The sequence below is a fragment of the Paraburkholderia sp. Ac-20347 genome (assembly GCF_017104805.1).
Taxonomy (GTDB): Bacteria; Pseudomonadota; Gammaproteobacteria; order Burkholderiales; family Burkholderiaceae; genus Paraburkholderia; species Paraburkholderia tropica.
Genome location: NZ_JAAGPN010000091.1, coordinates 1 through 15,345 on the forward strand (window position 1 = coordinate 1; position 15,345 = coordinate 15,345).

Below are 15,345 nucleotides of genomic sequence, written 5' to 3' on the forward strand. Positions count from 1 at the left end.
GACCGACGCCGCGACCATCGCGAGCATCTGGCACGCCACGCTCGGCCATGCGCTCGGCGCGTGGATCGCCCAGGCCGCGCGCGCGCACAACCTGAACGTGGTCGCGCTCGGCGGCGGCTGCTGCGCGAATCGTCTGCTGATGCGCGCGCTCGCCGACGCGCTGCGCACCTCGAACCTCACTCTGCTCACCGCACGCTCGCTGCCCAGCGGCGACGATGCGATCAGCTACGGCCAGGCGTGGGCCGTCATCCAGCAACTCACGTCGTCCGCCACCGTCACGCGGACGACACCCTAAGGAATCCGCATCATGTGTCTTGCGATGCCCGTCGAGGTCATCGAACTCTTGCCGGAACAGCGCGCGCGAGCGAGCGTCGATGGCGTCACGCGCGAGATCTCGCTCGCGCTCGTCGACAACGTCGTACCCGGCGACTTCGTCCTCCTGCACGTGGGTTTCGCGATCGGCAAGCTCGACCGCGCCGCCGCCGAAGCCACGCTCGCGCAACTGGCCGAACTGGCCCGCCAACCCGGCGAGGGCGCCACGCCATGAAATACGTCGACGACTTCCGCAACAGCGAAATCGCGCGCGGCATGGCGGCGCGCATTCACCGCGCCGTCGAACGCCGCCGACGCTACCGGCTCATGGAGTTTTGCGGCGGCCACACGCATGCGATCGCGCGCTACGGCCTCACCGCGCTGCTGCCGCCGCAGATCGAGCTGATTCACGGTCCCGGCTGCCCGGTCTGCGTGCTGCCGGTCGGCCGCGTCGACAGCGCGATCGAACTCGCGCTCGATCACGGCGTCACGCTCTGCACCTACGGCGACACGCTGCGCGTGCCGGGCTCGAAGCGCATGAGTCTCTACAAGGCGCGTGCGGCGGGCGCGGACGTGCGCGTCGTGTATTCGGTTTCCGACGCGTTGGCGCTCGCGAAAGCCGAGCCCGCGCGCGAGGTGGTGTTCTTCGGCATCGGCTTCGAGACCACCACGCCGCCCACCGCGCTCGCGCTCGCCCAGGCGCGCGAGATGGCGCTCGATAACTTCAGCGTGTTCGGCAACCACGTGCTCACGCCGGCCGCCATGCGTCATCTGCTGGCCGAGGACGCCGACCAGAGCGCGCGGCTCGACGGCTTCATCGGGCCGTCGCACGTGAGCACGGTGATCGGCGTGGCGCCCTATCGCGCCATCTCGCGCGATTTCGTGAAACCCGTCGTGATCGCCGGGTTCGAGCCGCTCGACGTGCTGCAATCCGTGCTGATGCTCGTCGAGCAGATCAACCAATGCCGCGCCGACACCGAAAACCAGTTCACGCGCGCCGTGACCGAAGCGGGCAACACGCGCGCCCAGGCGCTCGTGCACGCGGCGTTCGAAACGCGCGCGAGCTTCGAATGGCGCGGGCTCGGCGCGGTGCCGCAAAGCGCGCTCGCGATACGCTCCGAGTTCGCGCAGTGGGACGCGGAACGCCGCTATGCGCTCGTGCCGCGCGTCGCCGCCGACGTCAAGACCTGCCAATGCGGCGCGATCCTGCGCGGCTGCGCGAAGCCGAGCGACTGCAAGCTGTTCGCCACCGTCTGCACGCCCGCCACGCCGTTTGGCGCCTGCATGGTGTCGAGCGAAGGCGCATGCGCCGCGCACTATCAATACGGCCGCTTCGTCGCGCCCGCCCTTTCCTCCGCACGCGCGCCGCGCGCCGTGACATCCGCATGAGATCCGCATGACTGCCTTGCCGACCTCTCCCCGCCAGCCCGAATTCGGCCGCAAACTCGACCTCAAGCAAGGCCGCATCGACCTCACGCACGGCGCGGGCGGACGCGCGAGCGCGCAGCTCGTCGCCGAGCTGTTCGCGCCCGCGTTCGCCAACGAATGGCTCGCGCAAGGCAACGACCAGGCCATCGTGCCGATGCCCGCGGGCCGCCTCGCGCTCACGACCGACAGCCACGTGGTCGCGCCGCTTTTCTTTCCGGGCGGCGACATCGGCACGCTCGCCGTGAACGGCACCGTCAACGATCTCGCCGTGGGCGGCGCGACGCCGCTCTATCTGACGGCCGGGTTCATCCTCGAAGAAGGGCTCCCGCTCGCCGATCTCGCGCGCGTGGTGGCGTCGATGGCGCACGCCGCGCGCGCCGCGAACGTGCGCATCGTGGCCGGCGACACGAAAGTGGTCGAGCGCGGCAAGGCGGACGGCGTGTTCATCACCACGGCGGGCGTGGGCGTGGTGCCGGAAGGCGTGCGGCTCGACGGCGCGCAGGCGCGTCCCGGCGACGCCGTGCTGGTCTCCGGCGCGCTCGCCGAGCACGGCCTCGCGGTGCTCTCGCAGCGCGAGAACCTGGGCTTCGACAGCAGCATCGTGTCGGATTGCGCGGCGCTCAACGGCTTGACGGCGGCGATGCTCGCGGCGTGCCCGTCGCTGCGGCTGATGCGCGACCCGACGCGCGGCGGCCTCGGCAACACGCTCAACGAGATCTGCGCGCAGTCGGACGTGGGCATGCGGCTCGACGAAACCGCGCTGCCGCTGCGCGCGCCCGTGCGGGCCGCGTGCGAGTTCTACGGCCTCGATCCGCTCTATATCGCCAACGAAGGCAAGCTGATCGCGGTCTGCGCCGATGAAGACGCCGACGCGCTGCTCGCGGTCATGCGCGCGCATCCGCTGGGCCGCGACGCGGTGCGCATCGGCACGGTCATCGACGACGCGTATCGCTTCGTACGCCTGACGACGTCGTTCGGCGGCGAACGTCTGGTCGACTGGCTGCACGGCGAAATGCTGCCGCGCATCTGCTGAAAAGGAAACGAGCCGGGCGCAGCGTCTTCGCGCCGCGCGTCCGCTTCATCGTGTGCGGACGCGCGGCGCAAACCGCCTGGTCAGATCGTCAATTGTTCTGCGGCGGCGTGTACTGTGCGGGCGCGCCGCCGCTCGAATCGGAATCGTCGGGCGTGGGCGTCGGCGCGAGCGAGGGTTCCTGCGGCGGATAAGGCGGCAATTGCTGCGACGCGCCCGACGGCCCGAGAATCGGCGGCTCGTTCGACGTCGGCGTTTGCGGCGCGGTGCCGTTGAGAATCGCCGCCGCGCGCGCCGCATCCGACGCGGCAGCCGCCGACGCCGGCGAGATCGCCGAAGCCGACGACGCAGACGAAGCCGCCGCCACGCCGCTCGACGGCGGCACCTCGGCGGGCTCCGGCGCGGGCTCGGGCGCACGCTTGATCGGCGTACCCGGGCGCGGCGCCTCGGCCTTTTCCTTCGACGCGAACAGCGTATCCATCCACGCCTTGAGCTTGTCGCGGAACTGCTCGAACGCGCCCGGCGTCACTTCGGTATCGAAGCGCGCATGCGGATCGACGATGCGCGAGCGGAACGCGCGCTGGAAGAAGTCGCCGACGATCGGCAGCGCGCTGCGCGCGCCCTGGCCCCAGTAGTCGCTGTTGAGCGTCACGCGGCCGTCGTCGAAACCGACCCACGCGCCCGCCACCAGTTGCGGGTCCATGAGGATGAACCAGCCGTCCGCGTTGTCCTGCGTGGTGCCGGTCTTGCCCGCGACGTCGGCGCGAATGCCGAAGCGCGTGCGGATGCTCGAACCCGTGCCGCGATTCACGACGTCGCGCATCGTGTCGAGCAGCGTGCGATCCGCCGACGCCGACAAGGCGCGCTCGGGCGAAGCGCTGCCGAACTGCGCGAGCACGTCGCCCTTGCTGTCCTCGATGCTCGTGACCATGCGCGGCTCCAGATACTCGCCGTCGTTCGCGATGGTGCTGTACGCCGAGACCATTTCCTTGAGCGTGACCGGACTCGTGCCGAGCGCGAGCGACGGCACCGCGTTGAGCTGGCTGTCGCGCACGCCCATCGCGCGCGCGAGACGCGCGACCTTGTCCGGCCCCACCGCCTGCATCACCTGCGCGGTGATGCGGTTGCGCGAGAACGCGAGCGCGTCGCGCAGCGTCATCGGCTTGTTGCTGGGCGGCACGTCGTCGTTCGGACGCCAGATTTCGCCGCCTTCGAGCGGCATTTCCACGGCCTGGTCGATGATCGTGTCGGTCGGCTTCGCGCCGTTCGCGAAGGCCGCGCCGTAGACGAAGGCCTTGAACGTCGAGCCCGGCTGACGGCGCGCCTGCTGCACGTGATCGAACGGCTCGTCCTGGAAGTCGCGGCTGCCGACCCACGCCTTGATCTGGCCGTCGCGCGGATCGATCGCGACGAAACCAGCCTGCACGTCGGTCTTGCTCTTGCAGAGCGCGCGCATGAACGTGCGGTTGGCCGCGAGCTGCTTGAGCGCGTCGTCGTCGTTCGCACCGGCGTCGCGCGCGCTCTTGTAGTCGGGCGTTTCGCGCATGAAGGTCTTGAACAGATCGTTGCTCGCCGAGCAGCCGTTACGACCGCTCCACGCGCCGTTCGCGACGCCCTGCAACTGGTTCGCGTGCTGCTTGAGCGCAGCCGTCGCCATCGCCTGCAGACGCGAATCGATCGTCGTATGCACGACGAGGCCATCGGAATAGATGTTGTAGTCGTTGCGGTCGGCCCACGCGATCAGCCATTTGCGCAGTTGCTGCGCGAAGTGCGGCGCGGGTCCGGGCGGCTCGGTCTGACGCTCGAAATCGAGACGCAGCGGCTGCTTCGAGAGCGTCGCGAACTGCGCGGGCGTGAGCTTGCCGTACTTCACCATCTGGCCGAGCACGGTGTTGCGGCGCGCGAGCGCGCGCTCGGGATTGATCACCGGGTTGTAGTAGGCGTTGCCCTTGAGCATGCCGGTGAGCGTCGCGGCCTGCAGGACCGTGAGCTGATCCGCCGACACGCCGAAGTACGTGCGCGCCGCCATCTCGATGCCGAACGCGTTGTACAGGAACGGCACCGTGTTCAGATAGGTTTCGAGAATCTGCGGCTTGCTGTAGACGGCCTCGATCTTGAAGGCCGTGATCGCTTCCTTGATCTTGCGCGTGAGCGTGGGCGCGCGGCCGATTTCGTCGGGATAGAGATTGCGCGCGAGCTGCTGCGTGATGGTCGAGCCGCCCTGGCGGTCGCCCGAGAAGGTGTGCAGCGCCGCGCCCGCCGTGCGCTTGAAGTCGATGCCGTGATGCTCGTAGAAGCGGTGATCTTCCGTCGAGATCAGCGCGTCGACCATGTGCGGCGAAATCTGGGCGAGCGGCACCCATTCGCGGTTCGACGGCTTGAATTCGGCGAGCACCTTGCCGTCCGCCGAGAGAATCTGCGCCGGCCGGTCGACGCGCGCCTTGCGGATGTCGCCGATGCTGGGCGTAAACGGAATCAGCACCAGCACGTAGAGCAGCATGGCCGCCGGCAGCGCGCCGATGGCGATCAGCACGCCGCGCCGCGTCGGATGGCGCAGGTGATGCAGCCCGCGCGCGAGGCGCGGACGCGCGAAGGCGCAGACGCTCGCCGCAGCGGGCTGGAGACGGGAGGACAACTTCGCGACGAGGTCGCGGATGAACGGCACGGAACGCTTCACGCGGGGCTTCGGGGTCGGCTGGCAAAGCGTGCATCGTACCAAAACTGCCGGACGCGGCTTTCATCGGGCCTGCGGGCGACGTGGACGCGCGCTCAGAAAATCAGCGACAGCGCGATGGCCATCCAGACCGCCAGCGCGCCCGCGAGAAAGACGCGCCGGGCCAGCAGAAAGCGCGTTTCGTCACCGGGCGGCGCGGGCGAGGTGGCGAGCCACGGCACGCTCGCGAGGCAGGCGAAGCCCGCCAGCGCGATCGCGACGACCATGCGGTCGGCGATCCGCCACGGCGTGGGCTCGTGCAAGCCCCAATAACCGAGGAAGACGATGCCGATCGAGAACATCGTCGACGCGGCCGAACTCAGTGCGACGACCGATCCGGTCGGTGATTGCATGACGAACCTCCCGCGCGCCGCGCGATGGACGGTGCGGCCATTATCGGCGCGGGCCGCGGCAGGGGCAATGCGCGGCGCGGCCGCTGCTGAACCCGGCCCGGCTTCAGGCTTCAGGCTCAGGCCTTCGGGCGCACCATCTGGAACATCTCGCCGATCTGCGCGTAGTCGGCGCGATAGCCCGCGCGCATGATCGGCTGGGCGGCGTGCGTGTCGAACAGGCCGTCCTTCAGGAAGCGCTGCTGGATATGCACGCCGACCACCTGGCCGAGCGCGAGCCAGTTGTCCATCGGCGTGCCGTCGAGCGTGTGCAGGCGGATGACCTGCAGCAGCTTGCATTCGAGCGCGGCCGGCGATTCAGCGACGTGCGGCACCGCCACGTTGCGGCCCGGCGCGGGCGTGAGGCCCGAGAGCGCGAATTCGTCGACGTCGGCGGCGACCGGCGCGGAACTGCGGTTCATCTGCTCGGCTAGCGGGCGCGAGGCGAGATTCCAGACGAATTCGCCCGTCGCCTCGATGTTGGCGATGCTGTCCTTACGGCCCTCGCTGCTGAATCCGATGATCGACGGAAACGAGGAAAACGCGCCGAAAAAGCTGTAGGGCGCGAGGTTGAGCACGCCCTCGGGCGAGCGGCTCGAGATCCAGCCGATCAGACGCGGCGCGACGATCGCCTTGAATGGATCGTGCGGCAGCCCGTGGCCGGCGGCGGGGTCGTAGAAGTAGGTGTCGGACATGGTCGTGTGGCGGGTTTGATGCGGCCCACACTATGACACGACGGGGCGGGGCTTGCTGGGCGGGGCTTGTTCACAGTTTTTGTTCACAAAGCTGTGTATAACATCGGTCCGGCATCGCTCAGGCCCACCCCGCAAGGCTTTGCGGGCGGAATCCGGGGAAGGAATTTTTCCCCCGGAGCCTCCGTTCGTCTATTCCCCCACGTTTCCCCAAATGCCGCAGCGCAGCAATCAGCGCTTTCGGGGTTGAGAGATACTCTTGTTAGACCATACGTCTGTTGCGTAAAACATAGAAGTCAACGCCGAAGTGCTTGCAGATCCTACCGGATATGTGTCTGGTAGATTTCTGACGACTGATCCGTCCATGTTGCTCCGCACACATCCTCGGGGAACGGAGCGCCGTTCCCCGGCCTGCCCAACTCCCCCCAAAAATCACACCCTGTGATTTTGGTACGTCACCCGCGCCTGATCGTCATGCACAGCTGCCTGAACTGTCGCCAGTCGTTCTCCCCTCCCACTTCAGCTCGCGCCGGGGCGGCCGCTCGGCAGCACCATCCCTGTCCGGCGTGCGCCGGGAATAAAGGTTCGCACTGCCGCGCACCGCCTGCGTGTGCTGGTCCACTTCACGACGCGCCAGCGCGAGCCTCAGCACGGTCCGAACCGACGACGTGCTGTTGCCCGTCAGCGCCGCCTCCTGATGCGAGTGATACCGCTCGCCCTCGCGCATGGCACGGAGGACTTCCGCCAGCACGGCTTCTTCCGATTTCACCCTGAAATTCATCTGGCCGCTCCTTTGCCGAAAACCGTGGTGTCTGGAGGAAGGTCCACCAGATGCCACTGCCTCGCCTCGGGATCAAACAGCGCGAACTGGTTGCAATGTTCCACGCCCACCTCGGCAAGCTGTATCGACTTCACGGCGGCGCGCACCGTAACGTTCACCTTTTCGATATTCCAGTCCAGCACCTGTCTGTTGGTGTCGCGCCATGCGAACAGGCCCGCGCGTTCATGAACGCTGTCGAGCAGCATCATTCCGCGAGAATCGACTTCAAAGCGGTTCGCCTGGGTCAGTGGGCGCTCGACAACCAGCGAAGCGCTTGCGAGACTCCCATCGGCTTCCCGCACGATGCAGCCGTTTACTGCGGGCCAGCCGAAGCGCAGGTTCGCGACCAGACCGAGCCCGTCACGCCGCCTGAAAAGGCACCTGGGTGCGTCTGATGCGTTGATGATCGTGTAGGTTCCCATGCTGCTCGCACCGGCAAGCATGAGATCAATCAGCAGGTGAAGCGGTGAAAGAAAGCAGGAGACCGCTGGTCCGAACTCGGTATCCAGTGCCCTGAACCCGAAATTCTCCTTTCCGTCATAGATCCTGCTTTCGCAAACCACTGTCCACAGCGGCATGTCAGTGAAATATGGTGTGTGCCCGTCTGCGTGGCCATCCGTCCCTATCATCATGATTAGGCATCCTAATTGTTTATGCTGCACCCCTGCCTGGTCGGAGTGCCGGTCGATTACCCGTTGAGCGTCAAGCCCATCCACTGGAAGCCGCGCGCTTCCTCCAGCGAGCACAGCCACATCCATTGCCCGGGGACCATCGGGCAGGACGAACGGTCTGTGGTCAGCGGCACGGTGCGTACCGCGTCGAACTTCTGCCCCTTCTCGACGCGCAGGATATCGGTGGGTCCGGACTCCTTCGTCCAGCCCTCCCAATAGCCGCTTTCCGGGCAGACGCCCCCCGTGCAGAGGTTCATGTAGCCGTACTTCTCGCGCTTCTTGAATCGTTCTTCCTCGCGCCTCTGCTTGCGCATTTCCGGCGTGAGGTAGGGGTATACGCGATTGAATCTCACGATCCACAAGCTCGGCGGTGTACTAGCCGTTGTCTCTCCACGCCCATCGCCGTAAGACAATTCAACGTCAACTGGAAAACGACTGTTGGAGGTAGGGTTGGCGCGATAGCGATAGCGATGAAGTGCAGGCGTAGGGGGAAGCCCACTTCCCATGTCATTGCCCTGATGCTTCTCGCCGTCGCCGTCAATCCAGTAATCTGCCAAATCGAGATGCTTTTTCAACATGGACGGAGTGATTCCAACAACTGAAACATAGAAGTACAACTCAAATCGGGAAGGAACAATTTTCACACCGGAACGATCATCAGAATAATCAAACGGATCATCCTCAGTTTCAATCTTTATATTTGCTTCCGGTATGTTTTTATTAGTGAAAGAATATTCAAGACCAAGACCGGATGGCTTGTATTTTCCAATTGACCTAATCACTCCAATGTTTAAATTTTCTTTCTCGAACGGCCTGTCGTCGCGTAGCACCGCCATTACTTCGTCCAGGACCGAATAAATTGCTTGCCTCTGCACGTCTGCCACACCACTAACCATTTCCCTTGACTCCAAGTTGGTCGAGGACGCGCTCGTACTCTGATGTGCATACACCGGGATTGAGAACCTTATGGCGATTAGGAGCAAGCCAATATTCAGTAACAGCGTCCTGCGTTGCATATGCATCTTCCTCATGATATTGACTGCGATAACCGGGATCATGCTGCGCCATTGCCAGCGCTTGATCGCGTGTAATTCCTCGCATCTCGCACACCGCTAATTCCACCGCTGGCGCATCAGCCAGTATCAATTTATATTCTGCACTCCCCCTGTCGTGCTCCTGCATGTATGCGATCAACCACCAATAGTAGAAAATCAGCATGCGATGCATACCAATTTTTACAAGACTATCGGCGGGAAAAGCAGTATTTATTGCTATATTTTTAATCTGAGCAAGCGCAATATTCTGAAACATCTGACTCATTCCAGGGAATTTTGCATAGTCGCCACGATAACTCCCAAATAAAGACATCATCCAAAATGTCTGCTGGCAGTGTCGAGCCTCGTGATAAATAAACCATGCAAGCTGTGCCAAGCGGAAATCGAGCACACCTTGATTTTTTGCCACATCCTTATTAGCAATTTTCGCCTGTTCAACATCATCCGCAGCCGAAATTATGGTTTGAATAGACCCTTTTACAACCGCCATCGTCCATTGGGTACCAACAAACGCAGCGGCGGTATCGCTTCTCAGATCAATATTGAGTTCTGCAGCGTTACTTTCCGTAGCGATTTCCAACTTTGGCATCGCATTGTCTGGCAAACCAAAGATACCTTCCCCTAGCGCCGTCCATAGTGGTTCGAGGACTGCCTTTGCTATCGCGTCTCTAATCACAGCGTCCGACTTCAGCCTTAAGCCTGCCCAATCTATTGCGGTAAGCGTACTCTTCACCGCTGCCGTGTATGCCTTTGCCACCGGATACTCCACATCCGTTCTGGCGTGAACACTAGGTGGCTGTGGCTTTGCATCGGCCACGTAACGATAGAAGCGCAGGCCGAAATTCAGCGGGTCACACGATAGAAAGACTGGCTGCTTGCCCTCTGATGTTACTGTCCTCTGAGGTGTCGAAACGGTCTTGTTGCCAACCTGCATCGTCTGCGCGGGTACGGGCGCAGGCGGCGGCGGCGGTAGGCTCGCGTCGCGGTAGACAGTCGTATTGGCCATCCCGACCACGTCTTCCGGCGCGCTCTGCGACATCAGCTCGATCATGCCGAACATCGTCGCATTGCTCGTGACTGACGCCATTTCCCCCAGCTCATTTGTCACGCCGCTGATGACCCGCCCATCATCGAGCGTTATGCGGTACGGCTGGTTGGGAATCGCGAAGCCCCCCTGGTTCTCCACCAGCACGTGATGCGCTGCGAACTTGCCGGGGCTGTCCGGCGTCACCGGAAACTGCACCGGTTGACCTTGCGGGTCCGCTGTCGCATGTCCTGCCGCGTGAATCAGATGCTGTCCGTTGGTGTAGACGTAGAACCCATCCGGTCGCAGGCTGACAAGCGTGTTGTTGCAGCGGAGATTGATCCCCTTCGGCGCATTGATGTCGACACGCCCCTGGGTGCTCGTTACCGTCATGTCATCCTGCGACATCAGCGTCATCGTGCCGTTGCGCGACTCGGCATGGACCGGCCCGGTCGATATCAGCCGGATGGTCTCCTGTGCATAGAAGGCAATCTTCTCCAGCACCGACACCAGCAACGACTTGCCCGCCGCAAGCGACACGTGACCCGTGGCGCTTGCCGCCAGATGCCGCCCGCTCGACAGGTGCAGGTCGTCGGTCGCCGCCGCCTGGATGCCCGCCGCGCTCGCGAGCAGCAGGTGAGGCCGCTCGAATTCAGGGAAATCATCCGCGCCCGCGCGCGTGTTCGCGCTGCCGCGAAGCTCATCGTTGGCGGTCTTGATCGCCTTCACCGCGTCGCTCTGGTCGCGCCCCGGCTCCTGTGCGCCGCGCTGCTGCGCGAGTTGCGCCGCGTTTTCGTGGATGTCGCGCGCCGCCGTCAGCAGCGCTATCGCTTCACCGTTCTCCTTGATCTTGCCCTTCGCCAGCAGACGCGCGAACGTGGTGTGCATGCTACCGAGCGCCGCGCGCAACGCCATGAACCCGTCCGTGCGCACCTCGGCACCCAGACCACGTGGTTCCTGAAGTCCCGTGTCGTCGTCAACGCGGCGGATATGGCCAAAATGCGCGCCGGTCTTTGCCGCATCGGTCGCAAGCTGCACCTGCTGCCCGCCGTGGGTGTCATCGAACACCAGATGGTTCGAACCGCTTCCACCGGACTCCCTCGTGCGTATGCCGGTCAGCCACATGTTTTTGGCCAGTTCCCAGGGCGGCGGATTGTCCCTGTTCCCCAGGCCGCCCGCAACGTAGGGCATGTCGGGGTTGCCGTTGATGTGCTCCACCACCACTTCACTGCCGATGCGCGGCAGGAACACCGAGGACGCCCGGCCGTTCTGCCAGGGCTGCGCGGGCCATAGCCAGATGAACGAATCGTTGTCGTATTTTCCCTGCCGGTCAGCGACGAGTTGTACGCAGATACGCCCCTGGGCGTCCGTCCAGAGTTCACTTCCTTCGGGGCCGGTCACGATTGCCCGCTCAGCACCAATCACCGGCCACGGCGTAACGATGGGCAGGCGGAAGTGACAGCCTTTGGCGGGCTGTGCCTCGAACTCGCAGTCGCAGCGAAAGGCCTGTTCCGTGCCGCTCGCCTGGTCGTTGCACTCGATATCGAGATTCATCGACAAGACCAGCCATTCCTGATTGACCGTGGCGAGTGGATGTTCCGTCAGTTCGAACGTGTAGCCCGGACGCAGGCCCCGAAGATGACCCGAACCCCGGATGCGCATACCCTGGCAACGGATGGACTGCATGCGCACCATCGCTGCCTGCCGTGCCTGCTCATCGTTATCGAGCGGCCTGCCGTTCAGCCCCATCGCACCTTGCAGGGGCTGGCTCACATTCACGCCGTACTCATAGAACTCCTGATCCGCCTCCGCTGTCTCGCGGGGATCGTGGTCAGTCTCCCGCAAGGGGGTGTTGGAGCGCCGCAGGCGCGGTGCCATGGGATCGTGGTCTACGACCGTGACCTTGCCCTCGGTCCAGTGACTGTCCAGCTCCAGCCACTCGATGCACTCCTCGTCCACGCGGTTCTCACCCGGCGCGTAGCGCAGCGTCTCGTACGCCTCGCCGTGCTGCTGAAACGCGCCCATCGTGTCCGCGATGACGAGGCGGTGGAATCCTTCCGAGTGCTCAAACCAGAAGAACAGACCCGCGCGCTCGCACCAGCGCATGAAGCACGTGAAGTCAGATTCGAAGTGCTGCCGTTGCAGGTCGCGCACGGGATAGTGTTCGCCGTGGATCGGCCCCGCGATACGCCAGTCGATCGATATCGGGTAGTCCGCCAGCAGTTCGCGGATCGCATCGATCACTGTCCGGTTCTGGACAATGCGATAGTTCTGCCCCATCGCCGCCTGCTTCAGCGTCGGCTCCAGCACGAATTCGTAGACCATCGTGCGATCGTTACACTCGATGAAGCGCGCCGTGCTCACCCGCCCGGTAATCTCGCGCACGTGAAAACCGATGTTGCCCCGCCCCGTATCGCCAGGCATGCCGGGGATGAACGTGCCACGTCCGGGAATGTCGATGAACACCGTAACCTCGGTGCCGACGATGGCATCCAGATCGAGCGCGGTGTCGAGCGTCCACGGCGCGCGCAGATCGGTTTTCGCGCGCACGGTGTAGTGAAAAAGGCCGCCGACCGACTCCGTACCCTTCAGGCTGATGGGGACCAGCAGGGAATGCGTCACTTCCTTCTGCGGCACGGTGGGGTTCAGACGCCAGTACCAGTCCTCGCGCGGCGTGAGCGGGGTAAATCGAGGAATGGCCGGGCCGTTGATCTCCATCGGCCGCTCGGGCGCACGATAGCGTTCCCGGCTGATATCGCTGTGGTTTTGCATGGAATGCCTCACGCCCTGATGAGCGTGGCGCCGCACGCGGTTGTGTCGCCAATGAACATCACCTTCACGCCGTTATGCGTGCGCGAGCCGGATGCCTTCCCCGGATAGTCGCCGCCGCACTTCGGGCAGCGCACCAGATGCCCTTCGAGCATCACCGGCACGCCATGGTGTTGCAGATTCGACGCGGCTTCGATGACTTCACCGCCATGATCCGTGGTGTCGCCGAGGCGGGCGACTTCACGACCCGTTATGTTGTCTCTCATCGGCCATCGCCTCCATGAATTCCGCTGAACACTCATTGGTGCATGGGGGATAACCAGGGCGATATGAGAGGTATCCGAATAGCGAATGCGCGGTGCCTGGTTTGTTGTTCCTGTTGATTTGCGCCAGGATTCGGAGATCGTTCGCTATCCAAATTCATTTGGCGACACGGGCGAGCAACCCGTGACTTGCTGTCGCTTCGCGCCATAAGAGAACGGACAGATCAACACTTCCGTCTCAATAGTACTTCAGCGGATTTGCGGAAGATTTATCCACAGTTTTTGTTCACAGCCTTGTTGATAACACAAGGGCAGATCACGCAAGCCCTTGCCGCCAAAGCGAAAACTGACCGTGCATCGCGTGCGCGTCCGGCGCTTGCCTGGACATTGCCCAGGCATTGCGCCAAGCCCCAATGCAACAAGGCCGACTCTCTTTCGAGAGCCGGCCTTGTTCGGCGTATTCGGTGCAGATGAGACGCGTCCTGCGGACGGCGGCGTGTTACCGCGCCATGCGCTGCGTCTCGATTGCCTTCGGTCCGGTCGACTTAGTCGCGCGGCAGGCCGAAAGGCGTGTACTGCGAGCGGCGGATGCGTTCGGCTTCGCGGTGACGCGCTGCGTACGAATAGTCAGCATCCATCGGCAGATACGGCGACGCGAAGAGGTCGCTCACCTTTTGGATCAGTGCGAGGATATAGCTCATTGCGACTCCCGGTTGGTTGGCGTTTAGGGTTTTCCCTGACAGCAACAATTATAGGGTTTTCCCTAGGCCAACGCTAGTGCAATGCAGCAAAAAAACCGCGGCAGCGCGTCGCAGACGCGCGATCACAGCCTATGCGTTGCATCAAGGCAACACATAGGCATCCTGTGATTTAGGGGGTCGAAACGATTCAGCCGCGAACGCGCTAGCGCGAGATCTGCTGGGAATGCGCGTGCGCTTTGGTCTTGTTCTTGGTCGCGGCGTGTTCGGCGGCACGCTCGGTCGGCTTCGCCGCGCGCTTGACGTGACGCGGTTCGGCGGGCGCAACCGGCTTGCTGACCGGTGCGGTGACCGGCGCAGGCGGCGCGATTGCGGCGACCGGAGCTGCCGCTGCCGCGGCGAGCTGCGCCGACATGGCGTCCAGCGAAGCCTGCTGTTTCTGCATCAGCACCTCGACGCGCTGCTGCTGCGCCAGCGAATCGGACGACAGCGTCGCGATCATCAGCGTTTGCGCAATCGCCACGAGCACCGTGACGACCAGCGCCGCAACCGCCGCGATCAACATCCACTTCGTGCGGCGCGCCTGCGCGCCCAGCGTCGCGACGGTGTCGGCGAGCGAGGCGGTCAGCGCGGGTTCGGGGTGCGCGGCGGGTTCAAACTTCGCGGCGGGTTCGAAACCCGACACTGAGCCCGTCGCGCCCGTTGTTGCGGCGAACGGCACGAACGGCTCCCAGCCCGGCGTCATCGGTTTGGTCTGCGGCGCAGCGTGTTCCGGCGATGCGGACAAATCGGGCGCGGGAGACAAAACGGACGATACAGGCGGCGTGAAATCGAACGGCTCGGCAGGCGCAGGCGTCACCGCCGGCGTCTCGGCCACTGCGGCCTCGGACACGGCGGCAGCAACCGGCGCCGCCGCAAACACCGGCTCGACTCTCGAACCTTGCACACCAAACGCGCCCGCTCCGGGTGCGTCGTCGCCTTCCGGCGTCGGCATGACCGGCGCTTTCTGGCGCGCGGCGCGCCGTGCGGCGGGCGCGGACGACAGACGCGGCTCGCGCAGGCTCACCGGCGACGCCGAACTGGCCACGGAAGCCGCCTCAGCCGATGCCAAACCGTCGTCCGGGCTATCGCCGAACAGGTCGAGCGTGCTCACTTCGCGCGCGTCGGGCGCTTGCGGGTCGGGGGATTCGAGGGATGGCGCCGGGGTCCGGCGACGGGAAGGCGCGCTGCGTGACACGCGCTCGGGACTCAACAGTCCGTTGTCTGCTTGATTGACGGATTCGGCCATGGATCAACGACAGGGCTTGCATCTTATTGACACTCGCGTCGCACGGCCGTCCCGCCTGGCCGCAGTGCGACAGCCGCGCTCGCTCCTCGGGCGCACGTGGTCTCGTTGGTCGCGCGCCCATGGGCAGCCATCTTATCCGCAAACGTTCGCCCTGTCCCCCTGGCCAATATGAAACATGCGTGACGCATGCGTT

The 15,345-nt window shown here is 64.2% G+C and carries 13 protein-coding genes and 1 pseudogene; 4 read left to right on the top strand and 10 right to left on the bottom strand.

The window, feature by feature from the left end; all coding sequences use genetic code 11:
* The 4 genes and pseudogenes from G3N97_RS18360 to hypE form a co-directional block, all read left to right on the top strand.
* Positions 1-295, top strand: a pseudogene (locus tag G3N97_RS18360) (hypothetical protein); the annotation flags it as partial.
* A gap of 12 nt (positions 296-307) precedes the next feature.
* On the top strand, positions 308-547 hold the full coding sequence (locus G3N97_RS18365; protein WP_205994516.1) for a HypC/HybG/HupF family hydrogenase formation chaperone: 240 nt from the start codon (positions 308-310) through the stop codon (positions 545-547).
* On the top strand, positions 544-1,701 hold the full coding sequence (hypD, locus tag G3N97_RS18370; protein ID WP_205994517.1) for a hydrogenase formation protein HypD: 1,158 nt from the start codon (positions 544-546) through the stop codon (positions 1,699-1,701). The genes G3N97_RS18365 and hypD overlap by 4 nt, the downstream gene beginning before the upstream one ends.
* A gap of 7 nt (positions 1,702-1,708) precedes the next feature.
* A complete protein-coding gene (gene hypE / locus G3N97_RS18375; RefSeq protein WP_205994518.1) occupies positions 1,709-2,773 on the top strand; it encodes a hydrogenase expression/formation protein HypE in 1,065 nt (354 codons plus the stop codon).
* An 88-nt stretch (positions 2,774-2,861) separates the two neighbouring features.
* On the opposite strand, the gene G3N97_RS18380 is transcribed toward hypE, so the two are convergent.
* From G3N97_RS18380 to G3N97_RS18425, 10 genes are all read right to left on the bottom strand, one after another.
* Positions 2,862-5,426, bottom strand: a complete 2,565-nt coding sequence (locus G3N97_RS18380; protein ID WP_205994535.1) for a transglycosylase domain-containing protein — start codon at positions 5,424-5,426, stop codon at positions 2,862-2,864.
* 113 nt (positions 5,427-5,539) lie between these two features.
* Positions 5,540-5,836, bottom strand: a complete 297-nt coding sequence (locus G3N97_RS18385) for a hypothetical protein (RefSeq protein ID WP_205994519.1) — start codon at positions 5,834-5,836, stop codon at positions 5,540-5,542.
* Positions 5,837-5,952: 116 nt separating this feature from the next.
* On the bottom strand, positions 5,953-6,567 hold the full coding sequence (locus G3N97_RS18390) for a flavin reductase family protein (protein WP_065065308.1): 615 nt from the start codon (positions 6,565-6,567) through the stop codon (positions 5,953-5,955).
* Positions 6,568-7,036: 469 nt separating this feature from the next.
* Entirely contained in the window at positions 7,037-7,345 is a 309-nt protein-coding gene (locus G3N97_RS18395; protein WP_205994520.1) for a hypothetical protein, read from the bottom strand.
* Complete coding sequence (locus G3N97_RS18400; RefSeq protein WP_205994521.1) at positions 7,342-8,016, bottom strand: hypothetical protein; 675 nt, start codon at positions 8,014-8,016, stop codon at positions 7,342-7,344. Before G3N97_RS18400 ends, G3N97_RS18395 begins: the two co-directional genes overlap by 4 nt.
* A gap of 56 nt (positions 8,017-8,072) precedes the next feature.
* A complete protein-coding gene (locus tag G3N97_RS18405) occupies positions 8,073-8,939 on the bottom strand; it encodes a hypothetical protein (protein WP_205994522.1) in 867 nt (288 codons plus the stop codon).
* Between the two features lie 4 nt (positions 8,940-8,943).
* Complete coding sequence (gene tssI / locus G3N97_RS18410) at positions 8,944-12,906, bottom strand: type VI secretion system Vgr family protein (protein ID WP_205994523.1); 3,963 nt, start codon at positions 12,904-12,906, stop codon at positions 8,944-8,946.
* An 8-nt stretch (positions 12,907-12,914) separates the two neighbouring features.
* Positions 12,915-13,169, bottom strand: coding sequence for a PAAR domain-containing protein (locus tag G3N97_RS18415; RefSeq protein ID WP_205994524.1), 255 nt, complete (start codon positions 13,167-13,169; stop codon positions 12,915-12,917).
* 542 nt (positions 13,170-13,711) lie between these two features.
* Positions 13,712-13,867, bottom strand: coding sequence for a hypothetical protein (locus G3N97_RS18420; RefSeq protein ID WP_167371389.1), 156 nt, complete (start codon positions 13,865-13,867; stop codon positions 13,712-13,714).
* A gap of 202 nt (positions 13,868-14,069) precedes the next feature.
* Positions 14,070-15,017 carry a hypothetical protein gene (locus G3N97_RS18425; protein ID WP_205994525.1) on the bottom strand — a complete coding sequence of 316 codons (948 nt, stop codon included), beginning with the start codon at positions 15,015-15,017 and terminating at the stop codon, positions 14,070-14,072.
* Positions 15,018-15,345 lie beyond the last annotated feature (328 nt).